The sequence below is a fragment of the Mycobacterium sp. NGS59 genome (assembly GCF_059812345.1).
The window spans coordinates 19,794-36,755 of record NZ_JCALCN010000026.1 but is presented as its reverse complement, the minus strand read 5'-3'; the positions used below and the strand labels follow the sequence as shown (position 1 = coordinate 36,755).

The 16,962-nt window shown below is 66.3% G+C and carries 11 protein-coding genes and 1 pseudogene; 3 read left to right on the top strand and 9 right to left on the bottom strand.

Features of this window, described 5'->3' with window-relative positions; translation table 11 throughout:
• Window positions 1-103 precede the first annotated feature (103 nt).
• A complete protein-coding gene (locus tag AC5Y46_RS22020; protein WP_499993037.1) occupies window positions 104-466 on the top strand; it encodes a DUF3060 domain-containing protein in 363 nt (120 codons plus the stop codon).
• Between the two features lie 52 nt (window positions 467-518).
• On the opposite strand, the gene AC5Y46_RS22015 is transcribed toward AC5Y46_RS22020, so the two are convergent.
• Window positions 519-713 carry a hypothetical protein gene (locus tag AC5Y46_RS22015; protein WP_499993034.1) on the bottom strand — a complete coding sequence of 65 codons (195 nt, stop codon included), beginning with the start codon at window positions 711-713 and terminating at the stop codon, window positions 519-521.
• Window position 714: 1 nt separating this feature from the next.
• On the opposite strand from AC5Y46_RS22015, the gene AC5Y46_RS22010 reads away from it, so the two are divergent.
• Window positions 715-1,008: a DUF3060 domain-containing protein gene (locus AC5Y46_RS22010; RefSeq protein ID WP_499944393.1), complete on the top strand. Its 294-nt coding sequence runs from the start codon at window positions 715-717 to the stop codon at window positions 1,006-1,008.
• 3 nt (window positions 1,009-1,011) lie between these two features.
• Here AC5Y46_RS22010 and AC5Y46_RS22005 read toward each other — a convergent pair whose 3' ends face one another.
• The 5 genes from AC5Y46_RS22005 to AC5Y46_RS21985 form a co-directional block, all read right to left on the bottom strand.
• A complete protein-coding gene (locus AC5Y46_RS22005) occupies window positions 1,012-1,794 on the bottom strand; it encodes a crotonase/enoyl-CoA hydratase family protein (RefSeq protein WP_499993030.1) in 783 nt (260 codons plus the stop codon).
• Entirely contained in the window at window positions 1,791-2,519 is a 729-nt protein-coding gene (locus AC5Y46_RS22000; RefSeq protein WP_499993063.1) for a PaaX family transcriptional regulator C-terminal domain-containing protein, read from the bottom strand. The genes AC5Y46_RS22005 and AC5Y46_RS22000 overlap by 4 nt, the downstream gene beginning before the upstream one ends.
• A gap of 17 nt (window positions 2,520-2,536) precedes the next feature.
• A complete protein-coding gene (locus AC5Y46_RS21995) occupies window positions 2,537-3,475 on the bottom strand; it encodes a crotonase/enoyl-CoA hydratase family protein (protein WP_499944391.1) in 939 nt (312 codons plus the stop codon).
• Window positions 3,472-5,100: an acyl-CoA dehydrogenase family protein gene (locus tag AC5Y46_RS21990; RefSeq protein ID WP_499993028.1), complete on the bottom strand. Its 1,629-nt coding sequence runs from the start codon at window positions 5,098-5,100 to the stop codon at window positions 3,472-3,474. Before AC5Y46_RS21990 ends, AC5Y46_RS21995 begins: the two co-directional genes overlap by 4 nt.
• Before the next feature lie 65 nt (window positions 5,101-5,165).
• Window positions 5,166-5,921, bottom strand: a complete 756-nt coding sequence (locus AC5Y46_RS21985) for a deoxyribonuclease IV (protein WP_499944389.1) — start codon at window positions 5,919-5,921, stop codon at window positions 5,166-5,168.
• Window positions 5,922-6,000: 79 nt separating this feature from the next.
• On the opposite strand from AC5Y46_RS21985, the gene AC5Y46_RS21980 reads away from it, so the two are divergent.
• A complete protein-coding gene (locus AC5Y46_RS21980; protein ID WP_499944436.1) occupies window positions 6,001-7,905 on the top strand; it encodes a neutral ceramidase in 1,905 nt (634 codons plus the stop codon).
• An 18-nt stretch (window positions 7,906-7,923) separates the two neighbouring features.
• Here AC5Y46_RS21980 and AC5Y46_RS21975 read toward each other — a convergent pair.
• From AC5Y46_RS21975 to rpoB, 3 genes and pseudogenes are all read right to left on the bottom strand, one after another.
• Window positions 7,924-8,850, bottom strand: a pseudogene (locus tag AC5Y46_RS21975) (type IV toxin-antitoxin system AbiEi family antitoxin).
• A 173-nt stretch (window positions 8,851-9,023) separates the two neighbouring features.
• On the bottom strand, window positions 9,024-12,974 hold the full coding sequence (locus tag AC5Y46_RS21970; protein WP_499944388.1) for a DNA-directed RNA polymerase subunit beta': 3,951 nt from the start codon (window positions 12,972-12,974) through the stop codon (window positions 9,024-9,026).
• A 39-nt stretch (window positions 12,975-13,013) separates the two neighbouring features.
• Window positions 13,014-16,505, bottom strand: a complete 3,492-nt coding sequence (rpoB, locus tag AC5Y46_RS21965; protein WP_499944387.1) for a DNA-directed RNA polymerase subunit beta — start codon at window positions 16,503-16,505, stop codon at window positions 13,014-13,016.
• Window positions 16,506-16,962 lie beyond the last annotated feature (457 nt).

Here is a 16,962-nt window from a genome sequence, read left to right as displayed (position 1 = left end):
ACCGTTTCACCATGCGTGGTTATCCGGTTTGGGTCTGTCGTCCCACCGGCGATTGCACGTAGGCTCAGACCCACATCACCCGCCCAGCGAAGGGGGGCTCGCCGTGAGATGGACGGCCGCCGCCGGAACCGCGGCCCTGGCCGCAGTCACCATTGTCGTCGCACCCCTGGCGCACGCCAAGAACGGCGACACCCACATCACCGGCCAGGGCGTCGAAACCACCATCGACTGCAACGATTCCACGCTCTTCGTCAACGGGACCTCCAACACCATCACCGCTAAGGGAACCTGCTGGGCGGTCACGATGATGGGGACCTCCAACACCGTCATCGCCGACACCGTCGTCAACGACATCACGGTGTACGGCTACGACGGGACGGTGTACTTCCACAACGGCGATCCCGTCATCTGGGACCGCGGCCGCGAACTGGGCATGACCAACCGAATCCAGCGGGTCGGCCCCTAGGGGCCCAGAAATAGGAAGAGAATCGAGTAACTATGCGCCCCAACACATCTGGTCACTCGTCTCCGGCATCGCGAGCGGCAGCATTGGTCGGCGCGCTGGCCATCGCGGCAGCAGGCGGAGTGGTCGCATGCAGTTCGACGGCCTCGCCCCCGGGCGGCAACGGCACGACGTCGTCGTCGTCGGCCTCGAGCAAGTCTTCTTCCTCGGCAAGCAGTGGGACCGCCGAGTCCACAGACGAGAACCCCACTTTGAGCACCTCGGTCGAGGTGGGCGACACCGTCGTCTACGCGTACATGGGGCAGACCGCCACCATTTCCTGCGAAGAAGGCAAGTCGCTGAACGTGACCGGCGGGGACAACACGCTGACCGTCAACGGCACCTGCGAGACGGTGAGCGTGATCGGCAGCAACAACAAGATCACCATCGACAACGTCACCAAACGCATCCGGGTGGGCGGAATGGACAACACCGTCACCTACCGCAACGGTGACCCGAAGGTGGACAAGTTGGGTCCCAACAACACCGTGACCAAGGGCGGCTGACCGCTACTGTTCGGCGGCACCGCTCGCCGGCGCCCCGTGCCGGCCCGCCCCGGCGGCAAACCTCGCCGCGCCCCGTAACGACTCACCGGCGACCCGGGAGATGCTCGCGAACTCGAGGTCCATGGCGGCGGACTCGGGCAGCCCCCACTGGTGCAACGCCGACAATCGATCCGACCGCAGACACTGCTGCGGAAGCGCGGCCAGTTCGGTGGCCAGCTGCTGGGCGGCTTGTGCCGCTTGCCCTTTGGGCACCACCCGGTTGGCCAGCCCGATGGCCAGTGCCTCGTCGGCGTTGACCGCGCGGCCGGTGAGGATCATGTCCATCGCCCGGCTGTGCCCGATCAGCCGCGGTAGCCGCACCGTCCCGCCGTCGATGAGCGGCACTCCCCAGCGGCGGCAGAACACGCCGAACACCGCGTCCTCCCCGGCCACCCGCAGGTCGCACCACAACGCCAGTTCCAGGCCGCCGGCCACCGCGTAGCCGTCGACCGCGGCGATCACCGGTTTGGACAACATCATCCGCGACGGACCCATCGGGCCCGGCCCGGTACGGTGCACCGCGTTGGCCTGCGGGGTGCCGAAGGCCTTCAAATCCGCTCCGGCACAGAAGGTTCCGCCTTCGCCGCGCAACACGGCGACGGCGGCGGTTTCGTCGCGATCGAATTGATCGAAGGCCGCGTAGAGCGCCGCCGCCGTCGGACCGTTGACCGCGTTACGCGCCTCGGGCCGGTTGATGCTGACGGTGATCACCGGGCCGTCGCGTTCCACCCGCACCAGATCACTCATGTCGCCTCCTGGAGTTGTCGCCTCGGGTCGTCACGTCGCTGTGCCAGTTCGGTGGCGAAATCGTGGTAGGCCGAGCGCAATCGGGCGCCCGGCCAGTCGTCGGGCAGCAGTTCGTCGGGCAGCATCGGATCGGTCAGCAAATGGCGTACCACCGCAGCGGCCACCACGAACCGGCCCGGGACATCGGTCGCTTGCGCGATCTCGTCGAGCAGTCTGATCCCGGCGGCGGCCCACTCGGTCAGGTCCCACAACTGTCTTGCCAACTCGGCGGGCGCCTCGTCGCGCGCTGTGAGCACCCGCACCCGCGCGGCGACATCGGTGTCCAGTTCCAGGTCGAGGTTGTCCGGGCGCATCCAGACACCTTCCCGCAACTCACCGAAGCGCTTGCCGTGCATGATGTTTCGTAGCGCCGCGCGGTTGCGCGGGTCGATGCCCACACTGGTGACGACGACTACCTGCCAGTCGCCGCGCCACGGCCGGGTGCGCGGGCGCATGGCCTCGTCCTGACGGCGTTGCCGGGCCAACAGCCGATCCGAGAGCCGGTAACCGTCGGCCGAACGGATCAGGTCCCCGGCACCGACCATGCGGGTCAGCGCCACCCGTAGCGCGGACTCCTTGATGCCGAAATCTGCTGTCAGAGTGATTAATTCGCTGGCGCGGGCCCAGGCGGGGTGGGCGCCCAGCAGCACGCTGAGCACCACCGACCGAGCGGTCATGCGGGTCAGCGGTTTCGGCATGGGCGCTACACCTGGGAGCTTTTCCGGCCGTAGTCGCCGAACGGTTCGTCGCGGTGCTTGACGGCGTCCCGGAAGCCGTGTTCGACGGCGTCGGCGACGAATGCGTGGCCTTCGGGAGTGTGCCGGGCGACGCCGTCGAACACCGTGCTGACCATCCGGCTGGTGCCCACACCTTGTTGCAGCAGTGGGGCATTGAGCGCGAGCTTGATCATGATCAGCTGGTTGACCGGCAGTGCGGCGATGCGGGCGACCAGTCGCTCGGTGCGCTCGTCGAGGTCGTCGGGCTCGGGCGCTTCGACCGCCAGACCCCACTCGGCGGCCTGGGCACCGGTGATGCAGTCGCCGGTGAACAGCAGGCGTTTGGCGCGCTGGTCACCCAGCCGGTGCGCCCACAGGCCCGCCGCCGGTACACCCCACACCCGGGTGGGAGGGTAGCCGATCTTGGCGTCGGCGGCGGTGATCACCTGGTCGGCGTGCAGGGCGATGTCGGTGCCGCCGGCCACGCAGTAGCCGTGAATCTTGACGACGGTCGGCTTGTCGCAATGCATCAGGCTGGCGAACCCGCGCACGAACCGGCTCATCATCTGATAGTCGATCATCGGGTCCCACGGCTGGTTGGGCAGATGGTTGACGCCCTGGGTCTTGCCGTCCAGCACGGTGCCCCGGTAACTGCCTTCACCGCCCGCCGATCCGGTCCGGTCGGCATAGGCGGACAGGTCGAAACCCGCGCAGAAACCCTCCCCCCGCCCGGACACCAGGATCACGTGCACGTTCGGATCGAGGTCGGCGCGCTCGACCAACGCCGAGAGCTCCAGCGGAGTGTCGGCGATGATCGCGTTGCCCTTCTCGGGCCTATTGAAGGTGATGCGCGCGATCCGGTCGGTGACCTCGTAGGTCATCGTCTTGAGGTTGTCGAAATCGACCGGCCTGATGGCGTGCGTCACCCTTTCACCAAGGCACGCTCGAGGATCGGCGCCAGATCCAGACCCGTGGGCATGGTGCCGAACGCCCCGCCCCACTGCCCGCCGAGTCGGGTGGCCAGGAATGCCTCGGCGACCGCGGGATGTCCGTGCCGCAGCAACAGCGATCCCTGCAAGGCCAGGCAGATGTCCTCGGCGATCTTGCGGGCGCGGTATTCGATGGTGTCCAGATCGGTCAGCTGACGTTGCAGCTGCTCGACGTGGGTGTCCTGGCGGGTGTCCTGACCGGTCGTCTGCGCCAGTTCGTCGAACAGCACTTCGACGGATTCGGGCCGAGTTGCCATGGCACGCAACGTGTCCAGCGCACTGACGTTGCCCGAACCCTCCCAGATCCCCATCAACGGTGCCTCACGGTAGAGCCGCGGCATGCCCGAGTCTTCGACATAACCGTTGCCGCCCAGGCACTCCAGCGCTTCGGCGGCATGCGGGGTGGACCGCTTGCACACCCAGTACTTGCTGGCCGCCAGCCCGATGCGGCGCAACAGCGCCTCGCGCTGGTCGCCGCGCACTGCCTTGTCGGTGGCTCCGGCCATGCGCATCGCCACGATGGTGGCGGCCTCGGCTTCCACCGCTAAATCGGCCAGCACGTTGCGCATCGCCGGCTGGTCGATCAGATAGGCGCCGAACGCTTTTCGGTGTTGGGCGTGATAGATGGCGCGGGTGAGACCGGTGCGCATGCTGGTGGCGCTGCCCAGCGTGCAGTCCAACCGGGTGAGGTTGACCATCTCGATGATGGTCGGCACACCGCGGCCCTCCTCGCCGACCAGCCAGGCGGTGGCGCCGTCGTATTCGACCTCGCTGGAGGCGTTGGCGTGATTGCCGAGCTTGTTCTTGAGCCGCTGCAGGAACATCCGGTTGCGGGTGCCGTCGGGCAGGATGCGCGGCAGCATGAAGCACGACAAGCCTTTTGGCGCCTGGGCCAGGACCAGGAAGATGTCGCACATCGGCGCCGAGGTGAACCATTTGTGGCCGCGCAGACTGTACGTGCCGTCGCCGTTCGGCGTCGCTTCGGTGGTGCCGGCGCGCACATCCGAGCCGCCCTGTTTCTCGGTCATCGACATGCCGGCGGTGATGCCGGGCTTCGTGACGGCCAGCTTGAGTTGCGGGTCGTACTCGCGGCTGGTCAGCAGCGGCTCGTACACCGCCGCGAGTTCGGGATTGAACCGCAGTGCCGGCACCACGGCGTAGGTCATGGAGATGGGGCAGATGTGGCCGGGCTCCACCGTCCACACCGATGTCTTGGCCGCGCGCACCACGTGCGAACCGGGCCGGTCATCGGCCCAGGGCGCGCCGTGCAGGCCGTGCGCGATCGCAGTGCGCATCAGCTCGTGATAGGCGGGGTCGTACTCCACTTCGTCAATGCGGTGCCCGACCCCGTCGTGGGTGTGCAGGACGGGGCGGTTGCGATCGGCCAGCTCACCCCAGCGCTGGGCTTGAGGGCTACCCGAGAGGGCACCGAGTTCGGTCACCTCGTCCAGGCCCCACTGCCCGCCTTCGCGGATCAGCGCTTCGATGAGCACCGGCGAGGACGCGGGGTTGTAGTTCTCCAGTTGCGGAACCTGGTTGGTGACGACGTGCGTATCGGACATGGGGACAATGTTACATTTTCCCGACAACCGCACAAGGGGTGTAATGCCCGTGCCGGGCCAAGCCGTCAGCCGCCGACGTGCTCTCGCAAGAAAGCGATGTCATCCTTGCGGCCCTCGTCGGCGGTCTCGCAGATCACCGGCGCGTCAGCGGATTTGACGACGGCCACCAGCAACTCCGGGTCGATCTGGCCGGTGCCGAAGTTGGCGTGCCGGTCGGCGCCCGAACCGGCCGCGTCGCGTGAGTCGTTGCAGTGCACCAGGTCGATGCGGCCGGTCAACGCCTTGATGCGTTCGACGGCGTCGACGAGCGCCTCACCCGCGGCCCACGCATGGCAGGTGTCCAGACAGAAACCGATGCCGGTGTCGCCGATCCGATCCCAGAGCCGACCGATGGTGTCGAAGTAGCGGGCCATCGCATGGTCACCGCCTGCGGTGTTCTCCAACAGCACCTGCACGTCGGTCTCGAGGTACTGCAGCGCCTTGACCCACCGCTCGAAACCGGCTTCCATGTCGTCGTCGTCGGCGTGCCCACCGTGCACGATCACCGCTGTCGCGTCGATGGCCGCGGCGGCGTCGCAGGTGTCCTGCAGGATCTTGCGTGACGGGATCCTGATCCGGTTGTTGGCCGATGCCACGTTGATCAAGTACGGAGCGTGCACGTACAGCGGCACGTCGGATGCCTTCAGCGCCTCCGCGTCGTCACGCGGCTTGGGCTTCTTCCAACTCTGCGGGTTACCGAGGAAGAACTGGACCACGTCGGCGCCGTCCGCAGCGGCGGCGGCCAGGGGATCGTCTCCACGGACATGTGAACCGATAAGCACTTGGCCAGTTTAGTGAGTTCCGGCAGTCACTGCGCTTAAGGTGTGAGTCCGTAGGCATGCCGAGGTGGAGGTGGTGGCAATGCTGTCAGTCGGGCGCGGCATCGCCGACATCACCGGTGAAGCCACCGAATGCGGGATGCTGGGCTACGGCAAGGTCGAGCAACGCACCGCGGGCATCCACCTCCGATTGCGTTCGCGCGCATTCGTTTTCGACGACGGGCGGCGGCGGTTGTTGCTGGTGGTCGCGGAACTGCCGCTGCCGATGCAGAACGTGACCGACGAAGTGCTGCGCCGACTCGCGCTGGCGTACGGCGACACCTACGCGGCGCACAACACCTTGATCACCACCACCCACACCCACTCCGGACCCGGCGGATATTGCGGGCATCTGCTCTACAACCTGACGACCAGCGGGTTCCGGCCGGCTACCTTCAGAGCGATCGTCGACGGCATCGTCGAGTCGGTCCGGCACGCCCATGACGACGTGGCATCCGCCGAGGTGGCGCTGTCACACGGCCAATTGCAGGACGCCAGCATCAACAGGTCGCCGTCGTCGTTCGACCGCAACCCGTCGTCGGACCGGGAATTCTTCCCCGACCGCATCGACCCCCTCACCACGCTGATACGCATCGATCGCGGCGATCGGACCGTGGGCGCGATCCACTTCTTCGCCACCCACGGCACCAGCATGACCAACCGCAACCTGCTCATCTCCGGTGACAACAAGGGCTTCGCGGCCTACCACTGGGAGCGCGCGGTGCACGGTGCGGACTACCTGCTCGGCCAGCCCGACTTCATCGCCGCGTTCGCCCAGACCAACCCCGGCGACATCAGCCCCCACGTGGAGGGGCCGATCTCCTACGGCCCGGCCACCGTGGAAGAGGAACTCGGCAACACCCGGCGCATCGGGTTGTCCCAATTCGAGGACGCCGTAGCGCAATTGGGCAACGGAACGCCGATCGGCGACGAGCTCGATTCCCGGCTGACCTATGTGGACCTCAGTTCCGTACTGGTACGCGGTGAATTCACCCCCGACGGTGACGAACACCGCACCGGACGGCCGATGATCGCCGCGTCGATGTTCGCCGGGACCGACGAGGGCGAAGGCTTCAACGGATTCCGTCAGGGTCGAAACCCGTTCTGGGACAGGATATCCAACACCGTCTACCGGCTCGCCAAGTCGGTTGGGGCGGTGCAGGCCCCGAAGGGCATGGTGATACCGGTGCGGCTGCTGAATCGGCTGCAGCCCTTCATCCAGGAAGTCGTACCCGTCCAATTGCTGCGGATCGGGCGACTCTATTTGATCGCCATCCCGGGAGAACCGACCATCGTGGCCGGGCTCCGGTTGCGTCGGACGGTGGCTTCGATCGTCGGCGCCGAGCTGAATGACGTGCTCTGCGTTGGTTATTCGAATGCCTACATGCACTACGTGACCACGCCCGAGGAATACCTCGAACAGCGGTACGAGGGCGGCAGCACGCTGTTCGGGCGGTGGGAGTTGCCCGCGCTGATGCAGACGGTCGCCGGACTCGCCGAGGCGATGCGCGACGGCCGAACGGTAGCTCCCGGCCGCAAAGCGCGACCCCGCAAGCCGCGCAGCTGGTTGCGGAAAGCACCCGCCGACAGCGGCTCGTTCGGGGCGATTCTCGAGGAGCCCTCCGGAACGCACCGGCCCGGCGAAACGGTGGAGGCCGCGTTCGTCAGCGCACATCCCAACAACGACCTACACCGCAACCGGACATTCCTGGAGGTCGTCCGCCTCGACGGCGAGGAGTGGGTGCGGGTCGCCGACGACGGCGACTGGTCGACGACGTTCCGCTGGCAGCGCGACGGTCGGGCCGGCTCACGCGTGCGCATCCGGTGGGACATCCCCGCCGATGCGCCGCCCGGGCAGTACCGGATCGTGCACCACTACACCGCCCGCGACACCCACGGCCGACTCGAACCGTTCGTCACCACGACGCGGGAGTTCACGGTCGGCTGAGGTGCGCGCACGGTCGCCTTACGTTGCGCGAGCAGACGCAAAAGCCCCCAATTGCGGTGCAATTTGGGGGCTTTTGCGTCTGCTCGCCAGGTGGTACTTGACGCGATCGGCGAGGCCGACCGGGTCGTGGCGGACGTCATCGACCGTGACCGGCATCGTCAACCAGCCACATTCACCCAGCCGCGCGGTTTTCAACCGGTCGTGCAACAGCGCGTCGCGACCCAGATGCCATTGCACGCTGTCGTACTCAGCGACCACCATGGCCTCCGGCCACGCGAAGTCGACCCGCCACACCCTGCCGTACTAGTCCACGATGTTGTACTGCAGCTCGGCCGTCGGCACCTGGTTGTCGATGAACACCAGCCGCACCTCGCTTTCCATCGGCGACTCGGCACGCCCGTCGGCATAACCGATCAGCTCCCGAACTTGGACGATCCCGCGTCGGCCCTTCTGCTCGCGGATGGCCACGGTGAGTTCGCCACTGGTGCACGCCCCGATGTGCAGAGCGGCGTCGAGCGTGGCCAGGCTGCGCGGGCGCCGCAGCGACCGCGCCACTTCGACCACCGTCCAGGCCGGCGCGGTCGCCAGTCGGCCCTCCACCCGTCGCAGCGGCGCGCCGACTCGTTGATGCACCATCAGTCCCCGCGACGGTCGCATGCGCACCCCCGGATCCAGGATGTGGAGGCGCGAAGTGCGCTCGGTATCGAAGCCGTACAGCGCCGCCGCGGTACCCATGCAGGCGACGATCGGCTCGCGAGCCAACAGGTCCAACGCCTTCAGCTGGTCCAGCACGTCAGGTTCGCGGAGGCCGTAGACCCCGCGCCAGACCCGAATGAGCTTGCCCGCCTTGACAAGTCCGGCAAGGCGCTTGCGGGTCATCGTGGTCAGGAGTTGGGTGGTGGTCGCGAGTCCGCTGTCAGGCGAAAGGCCGGTGTGGATGTCCATGCGCCAGATGGTGGCGGGTGTCGGCCTACGCTAACAGTCACGCATGTGCCAGACCGCGCTGTTGTGTGGACAAAAGTCCCGGTGTGGACACCAAACCTGGTGCGCGAAGAGACGCAAAAGCCCCCGAAAACCTTGGTTTTCGGGGGCTTTTGCGTCTGCTCGCGCAGGAAACGCTACCGGTAGTCGCTGTACCCGTAGTCGTCCAGCGGAACCGCAGCACCGGTGGCCTGACCGAAGTCCGGGCTGTAGTACTGGTCCTCGTAGGACGGGATGGTGTACGCCGCGGCGCGGGCTTCCTCGGTCGGCTGCACCTGGATGTTGCGGTACCGGTTGATGCCGGTACCGGCCGGGATCAGCTTTCCGATGATCACGTTCTCCTTCAGACCGTTGAGCTTGTCACTGCGGCAGTTGATCGCCGCATCGGTCAGCACCCGCGTGGTCTCCTGGAACGACGCCGCACTCAACCACGAGTCGGTGGCCAGCGACGCCTTCGTGATACCCATCAGCACCGGACGGCCGGCTGCGGGCTCGCCGCCCTCGGCCACCACCCGACGGTTCTCCGCCTCGAACTCCGCACGGTCGATCAGCGAGCCGGGCAGGAACTCCGTCGCGCCCGAGTCGATGATGGTGACGCGGCGCAGCATCTGGCGGACGATCACCTCGATGTGCTTGTCGTGGATCGACACACCCTGCGCCCGGTAGACCTCCTGGACCTCGCGGACCAGGTGAATCTGCACCTCGCGCGGGCCCTGCACCCGGAGCACCTCGTGCGGGTCGGCCGAGCCTTCCATCAGCTGCTGGCCCACCTCGACGTGGTCGCCGTCGGACAGCACCCGCTCGGAACCGTCCTCGTGCTTGAACACCCGCAGTCGCTGACGCTTGGACAGCTTGTCGTAGACCACTTCCTCGCCGCCGTCGTCGGGAACGACGGTGATCTTGTAGAAGCGCTCCCCGTCCTCGAGCCGCACCCGGCCCGTGACGTCGGCGATCGGCGCCTTGCCGCGCGGGATGCGAGCCTCGAACAGCTCCTGGACACGCGGCAGACCGCCGGTGATGTCCTCACCCACACCACCCTGGTGGAAGGTACGCATGGTCAGCTGCGTGCCGGGCTCACCGATGGACTGGGCGGCGACGATGCCGACCGCCTCGCCGATGTCGACGAGCTTGCCGGTCGCCATCGACCGCCCGTAGCAGGTGGCACAGACGCCGGTGCCGGTGGTGCAGGTCAGCACCGAACGCACCTTGACCGAGGTGATACCCGCGGCCAGCAGCGCCTCGATGGACGGGTCGCCCAGGTCCTCACCGCGGGCGACGACGACGTTGCCGGCCTCGTCGACCGCGTCGGTGCCCAGAGTCCGTGCGTACGCCGAGGTTTCGATGTACGGGTCGCGGATCAGGGTGCCGTCCGGCTGACGCTCGGCCAGTTCGACGACGATGCCCCGCTCGGTCTGGCAGTCGTGCTCGCGCACGATGACGTCCTGGGAGACGTCCACCAGACGACGGGTCAGGTAGCCGGAGTCGGCCGTACGCAAAGCCGTGTCCGCCAAGCCCTTTCGAGCACCGTGGGTGTTGATGAAGTACTCCAGCACGGTCAGGCCCTCACGGAACGAGGACTTGACCGGACGCGGGATGAACTCACCCTTGGGGTTGGTCACCAGACCCTTCATGCCGGCCAGCGTCCGGGTCTGGGTGAAGTTACCCGTGGCACCCGAGTCGACGATGGTGATGATTGGGTTGTCGCTGGGGTAGTGCTCCCGCAGCGCCTGGCCGACCTCGTCGGTGGCTTCCTTCCAGATCTCCACCAGTGCCTCATTGCGCTCGTCGTGGTTCAAAGCGCCGCGCTGGAACTGCTTTTCGACCTTCTCCGCGCGCTCCTCGTAGTGGTCGAGGATCTCCTTCTTACGCGGCGGCACCAGCACGTCGGCCATCGAGACCGTGACGCCGCTGCGGGTCGCCCAGTAGAAACCGGCGTCCTTCAGCTTGTCGACGGTCTGCGCGACCACGATCATCGGGTAGCGCTCGGCCAGGTCATTGATGATCGCGGCCTGCACCTTCTTGTGCATCTGCTTGTTCACGAACGCATAGCCCAGCGGCAGCAGCTCGTTGAACAACACCCGGCCCAGCGTGGTCTCGGCCACCCAGGCATCCCCCGGCTGCCAGCCGTTGGCGCCGAAGCGCTCGGCCTCGATGTCGGCCGGCGGACGCAGCTGGGTCAGCCGCACCTTGATCTTGGCCCGCACCGACAGCACACCGCGGTCGGCAGCCATGATCGCCTCGGCCGGCGACGAGTACACGCCCGACTCCGGGGTGTCGCCCGAGGCCGGCTGGTACTCGCCCTTGTCGCCCTCGACCTCTGTGGTCAGGTAGTACAACCCGGTCACCATGTCCAGACGCGGCATGGCCAGCGGACGGCCGGAGGCCGGCGACAGGATGTTGTTGCTCGACAGCATCAGGATGCGGGCCTCGGCCTGCGCCTCCGCCGAGAGCGGCAGGTGCACGGCCATCTGGTCACCGTCGAAGTCGGCGTTGAACGCCTCACACACCAACGGGTGCAGCTGAATTGCCTTGCCCTCCACCAGCATCGGCTCGAAGGCCTGGATGCCCAACCGGTGCAGCGTGGGTGCGCGGTTCAGCAGCACCGGATGCTCGGCGATGACCTCTTCGAGGACGTCCCACACCTGCGGACGCTGCCGCTCCACCATGCGCTTGGCGCTCTTGATGTTCTGCGCGTGGTTGAGGTCCACCAGCCGCTTCATCACGAACGGCTTGAACAGCTCGAGTGCCATCAGCTTGGGCAGACCGCACTGGTGCAGCTTGAGCTGCGGACCGACCACGATGACCGAACGGCCCGAGTAGTCGACACGCTTACCCAGCAGGTTCTGCCGGAACCGGCCCTGCTTGCCCTTGAGCAGATCGGAGAGCGACTTCAGCGGGCGGTTACCCGGCCCGGTGACCGGACGGCCGCGACGGCCGTTGTCGAACAGCGCGTCGACGGACTCCTGCAGCATCCGCTTCTCGTTGTTGACGATGATCTCGGGCGCGCCGAGGTCGATCAGTCGCTTGAGGCGGTTGTTCCGGTTGATCACGCGGCGGTACAGGTCGTTGAGGTCCGACGTGGCGAAGCGGCCACCGTCGAGCTGCACCATCGGGCGCAGTTCCGGCGGGATGACCGGGACGGCGTCGAGCACCATGCCCATCGGCGAGTTGCCCGACTGCTGGAAGGCAGCAACCACCTTCAGCCGCTTGAGGGCACGAAGCTTCTTCTGCCCCTTGCCGTTTCGGATCACGTCACGCAGCGACTCGGCTTCGGCGTCGATGTCGAAGTTCTCGATCAGCTTCTGGATCGACTCCGCGCCCATGGCGCCGGTGAAGTACTCGCCGTAGCGGTCCTGCAGCTCGCGGTACAGGTTCTCGTCCACGATCAGCTGCTTGGGCGCCAACTTGGTGAAGTTGGTCCAGATTTCCTCGAGCCGGTCCAGCTCGCGCTGGGCACGGTCGCGCAGCTGACGCATCTCACGCTCGCCGCCGTCGCGCACCTTGCGCTTGGCGTCGGCCTTGGCGCCCTCGGCCTCCAGCTCGGCCAGGTCGGCTTCCAGCTTCTGCGCGCGGGCCTCCAGGTCGGCGTCGCGCTGGTCCTCGACGGCCTTGCGCTCCACCACCATCTCGGCTTCGAGCGTGGACAGCTCGTTGTGCCGCATCTCGTCGTCGACCGCGGTGATCACGTAGGCGGCGAAGTAGATGATCTTCTCGAGGTCCTTGGGCGCCAGGTCCAGCAGGTAGCCCAGACGCGACGGGACGCCCTTGAAGTACCAGATGTGGGTGACCGGGGCGGCCAGCTCGATGTGGCCCATCCGCTCCCGGCGCACCTTGGCGCGGGTCACCTCGACGCCGCAGCGCTCACAGATGATGCCCTTGAAGCGCACGCGCTTGTACTTGCCGCAGTAGCACTCCCAGTCGCGAGTCGGTCCGAAGATCTTCTCGCAGAACAGGCCGTCCTTCTCCGGCTTGAGCGTGCGGTAGTTGATGGTCTCCGGCTTCTTGACCTCGCCGTAGGACCACTGGCGGATGTCCTCCGCAGTGGCCAGACCGATACGGAGTTCATCGAAGAAGTTGACGTCTAGCACGTAACTCCCTTTCCCCTTGCGGGTTTAGTGACTCGATACTTAAGCAAGATCCTCGACAGAGGCAGATTCGTTGCGCGACAAGTTGATTCCCAGGTTGGCCGCGGCCCGCTCGAGGTCCTCGTCCTCACCTTCGCGCAGCTCGATCGCCGCACCGTCACTGGACAGCACCTCGACGTTGAGGCACAGCGACTGCAGCTCCTTGAGCAGCACCTTGAACGACTCGGGGATGCCCGGCTCGGGGATGTTCTCGCCCTTGACGATCGCCTCGTAGACCTTGACCCGGCCGACGGTGTCGTCGGACTTGATGGTCAACAGCTCCTGCAGCGTGTACGCGGCACCGTAGGCCTGCATGGCCCAGCACTCCATCTCACCGAAGCGCTGACCACCGAACTGCGCCTTACCGCCCAGCGGCTGCTGGGTGATCATCGAGTACGGGCCGGTGGAACGCGCGTGGATCTTGTCGTCCACCAGGTGGTGCAGCTTCATGATGTACATGTAGCCAACCGTCACCGGGTACGGGAACGGCTCCCCGCTGCGCCCGTCGAACAACACCGCCTTGCCGTCCTCGTTGACCAGCACCTCGCCGTCGCGGTTGGGCAGCGTGGCCGACAGCAGGCCCTGCAGCTCCTCCTCCTTGGCGCCGTCGAACACCGGCGTCGAGACGATCTGGTTGGGCTGGGCGTGCCGCAGGTCCTCGGGCAGGTTCGCCGCCCAGTCCGGTGATCCCTCGATGTTCCAGCCGGCCTTGGCCACCCACCCGAGGTGGGTTTCCAGGATCTGGCCGATGTTCATCCGTCGCGGCACACCGTGCGTGTTCAGGATGATGTCCACCGGGGTGCCGTCCGGCAGGAACGGCATGTCCTCGACCGGCAGGATCTTGCCGATGACGCCCTTGTTGCCGTGCCGTCCGGCCAGCTTGTCGCCGTCGGAGATCTTGCGCTTCTGGGCGACGTAGACCCGGACCAGCTCGTTGACGCCGGCGGGCAGCTCGTCGTCGTCCTCGCGGGAGAACACCCGGATGCCGATGACCTTGCCGGACTCGCCGTGCGGCACCTTCAGGGAGGTGTCGCGGACCTCGCGGGCCTTCTCGCCGAAGATCGCGCGCAGCAGCCGCTCCTCCGGGGTCAGCTCGGTCTCACCCTTGGGAGTGACCTTGCCGACCAGGATGTCGCCGTCTCGCACCTCGGCACCGATGCGCACGATGCCGCGCTCGTCCAGGTCCGCCAGCACCTCGTCGGAGACGTTCGGGATGTCCCGGGTGATCTCCTCGGCGCCCAGCTTGGTGTCGCGGGCGTCGATCTCGTGCTCTTCGATGTGGATCGAGGTCAGCACGTCCTCTTCGACGAGGCGGTTGGACAGGATGATGGCGTCCTCGTAGTTGTGACCCTCCCACGGCATGACCGCCACCAGCAGGTTCTTGCCCAGGGCCATCTCACCGTTCTCGGTGCACGGCCCGTCGGCGATTACCTGTCCGGCTTCCACCCGGTCGCCGGCGTCGACGATCGGTGACTGGTTGGCGCAGGTGCCGTGGTTGGACCGGGCGAACTTGCGCATCCGGTAGGTGCGACGGGTGCCGGTGTCGTGCATGACGGTGATGTAGTCGGCCGACACCTCCTCGATGACACCGGCCTCGTCGGCGACGACGACGTCACCGGCGTCGATGGCCGCACGCAACTCCATCCCGGTGCCCACCAACGGCGCCTCGCTACGCACCAGCGGAACCGCCTGGCGCTGCATGTTGGCGCCCATCAGGGCACGGTTGGCGTCGTCGTGCTCGAGGAACGGAATCATGGCCGTGGCCACCGACACCATCTGGCGCGGCGAGACGTCCATGTAGTCCACCTCGGACGACGGCACGTACTCCACCTCGCCCGCCTTCCGGCGGACCAGCACACGCGGCTCGACGAAGCGGCCGTTCTCGTCGATCGGCGAGTTGGCCTGCGCCACGACGTGGCGGTCCTCCTCGTCGGCGGTCAGGTAGTGGATCTCATCCGAGACGACCCCGTCCACCACCTTCCGATAGGGCGTCTCGATGAACCCGAACGGGTTGACCCGCGCGTACACCGACAGCGACCCGATCAGACCGATGTTCGGACCTTCCGGGGTCTCGATCGGGCACATCCGGCCGTAGTGCGACGGGTGCACGTCACGGACCTCCAGGCCGGCCCGCTCACGGGACAGACCACCCGGCCCCAGCGCGGACAGACGCCTCTTGTGCGTCAAACCGGACAGCGGGTTGTTCTGGTCCATGAACTGCGAGAGCTGGCTGGTGCCGAAGAACTCCTTGATCGCGGCGACGACGGGCCGGATGTTGATCAGAGTCTGCGGCGTGATGGCCTCGACGTCCTGGGTGGTCATCCGCTCGCGCACGACGCGCTCCATCCGGGACATGCCGACCCGGATCTGGTTCTGGATCAGCTCACCCACGGTGCGCAACCGGCGGTTGCCGAAGTGGTCGATGTCGTCGGTCTCCACCGGCACCTCGGAGCCGCCGGGCACGGTCATCGTGTGCTGACCCTCGTGCAGACGGACCAGGTACTCGATGGTGGCGACGACGTCTTCCTCGGTCAGCGTCGAGCTGGTGATCGGCTGTCCAGCGTTCAGGCCGAGCTTCTTGTTGACCTTGTAACGGCCGACGCGGGCCAGGTCGTAGCGCTTCTCCTTGAAGAACAGGTTCTCCAGCAGGGTCTGCGCGGACTCCTTGGTCGGCGGTTCGCCCGGACGCAGCTTGCGGTAGATGTCCAGCAGCGCCTCGTCGGTGCCGGCGGTGTTGTCCTTCTCCAGCGTGCCCATCATGATCTCGGAGAAGCCGAACCGCTCGTGGATCTGCTCGTTGGTCCAGCCCAGCGCCTTGAGCAGCACGGTGACGGGCTGGCGACGCTTGCGGTCGATGCGGACACCGACGGTGTCGCGCTTGTCGACGTCGAACTCCAGCCAGGCGCCCCGGCTGGGAATCACCTTGACGCTGTGCAGCAGCTTCTCGGTGGACTTGTCGATGGTCTCGTCGAAGTACACACCCGGCGAACGCACCAACTGGCTGACCACGACACGCTCGGTGCCGTTGATGATGAAGGTGCCCTTCTCGGTCATCATCGGGAAGTCGCCCATGAACACCGTCTGGCTCTTGATCTCACCGGTGTTGTTGTTGATGAACTCGGCGGTGACGAACAGCGGCGCCGCGTACGTCATGTCCTTGTCTTTGCACTCGTCGACCGGCGCCTTGACCTCGTCGAAGCGGGGGTCGGAGAAAGACAGCGACATCGACCCGGAGAAGTCCTCGATCGGCGACAGCTCGTAGAGAACCTCCTCGAGCCCGCCCATCTGGTTGACTTCGCCGCGCTTCGCGGCTGACTCACGCCAGCGCTGCGAGCCGATCAACCACTCGAACGAATCGGTCTGCACATCGAGCAACCCCGGAACCTCGAGCGGTTCGCGCAGCTTGGCGAACGACACCCGGTTGGGCGCTCCGGGTACGGAGCTGTTCGAAGAACTCTGAGAGGGATTTACGTTGCTCTGGCGGAAATCAGCCAAGATGCGTCCTTCCAGCACCTCGTGCGACGACGAGTTTCCCAGGGAGGACGGGTGCCTACCAGGCCTGTTCGCCGCAGATAATTGTCGGTTCGGCTGGCGGACGAACTGTCCGGATCTCACGCACGCAACTAAGTAGCTGAGCCGCAGAGAGGGCTCAGGCTAAGACCACAGTGTCTTCAGCGGCCAAGAGGCGATGGTGAGGTGGGCAGGAAGTAGCCAGCGCAACGTCCAACAGTAGCGCACGACGGAACATTCCTCAAATACCCACGACAAGTAACAGTCCGTGGATACGGCGCTGGCTGGCACCTCGAGGTTCCCGCGAACACATGCTGCCCAACAGATTGACCCGTTTAGGCCTGTGCGTCAAGAGGTGGGCGCGGCAAGTTGTGCAAAGTTACCGGGAAAATTACGTCGAGGACCGCTGGTCAGGGGTTTGGCGAGCGTTTGTGGGCGCACA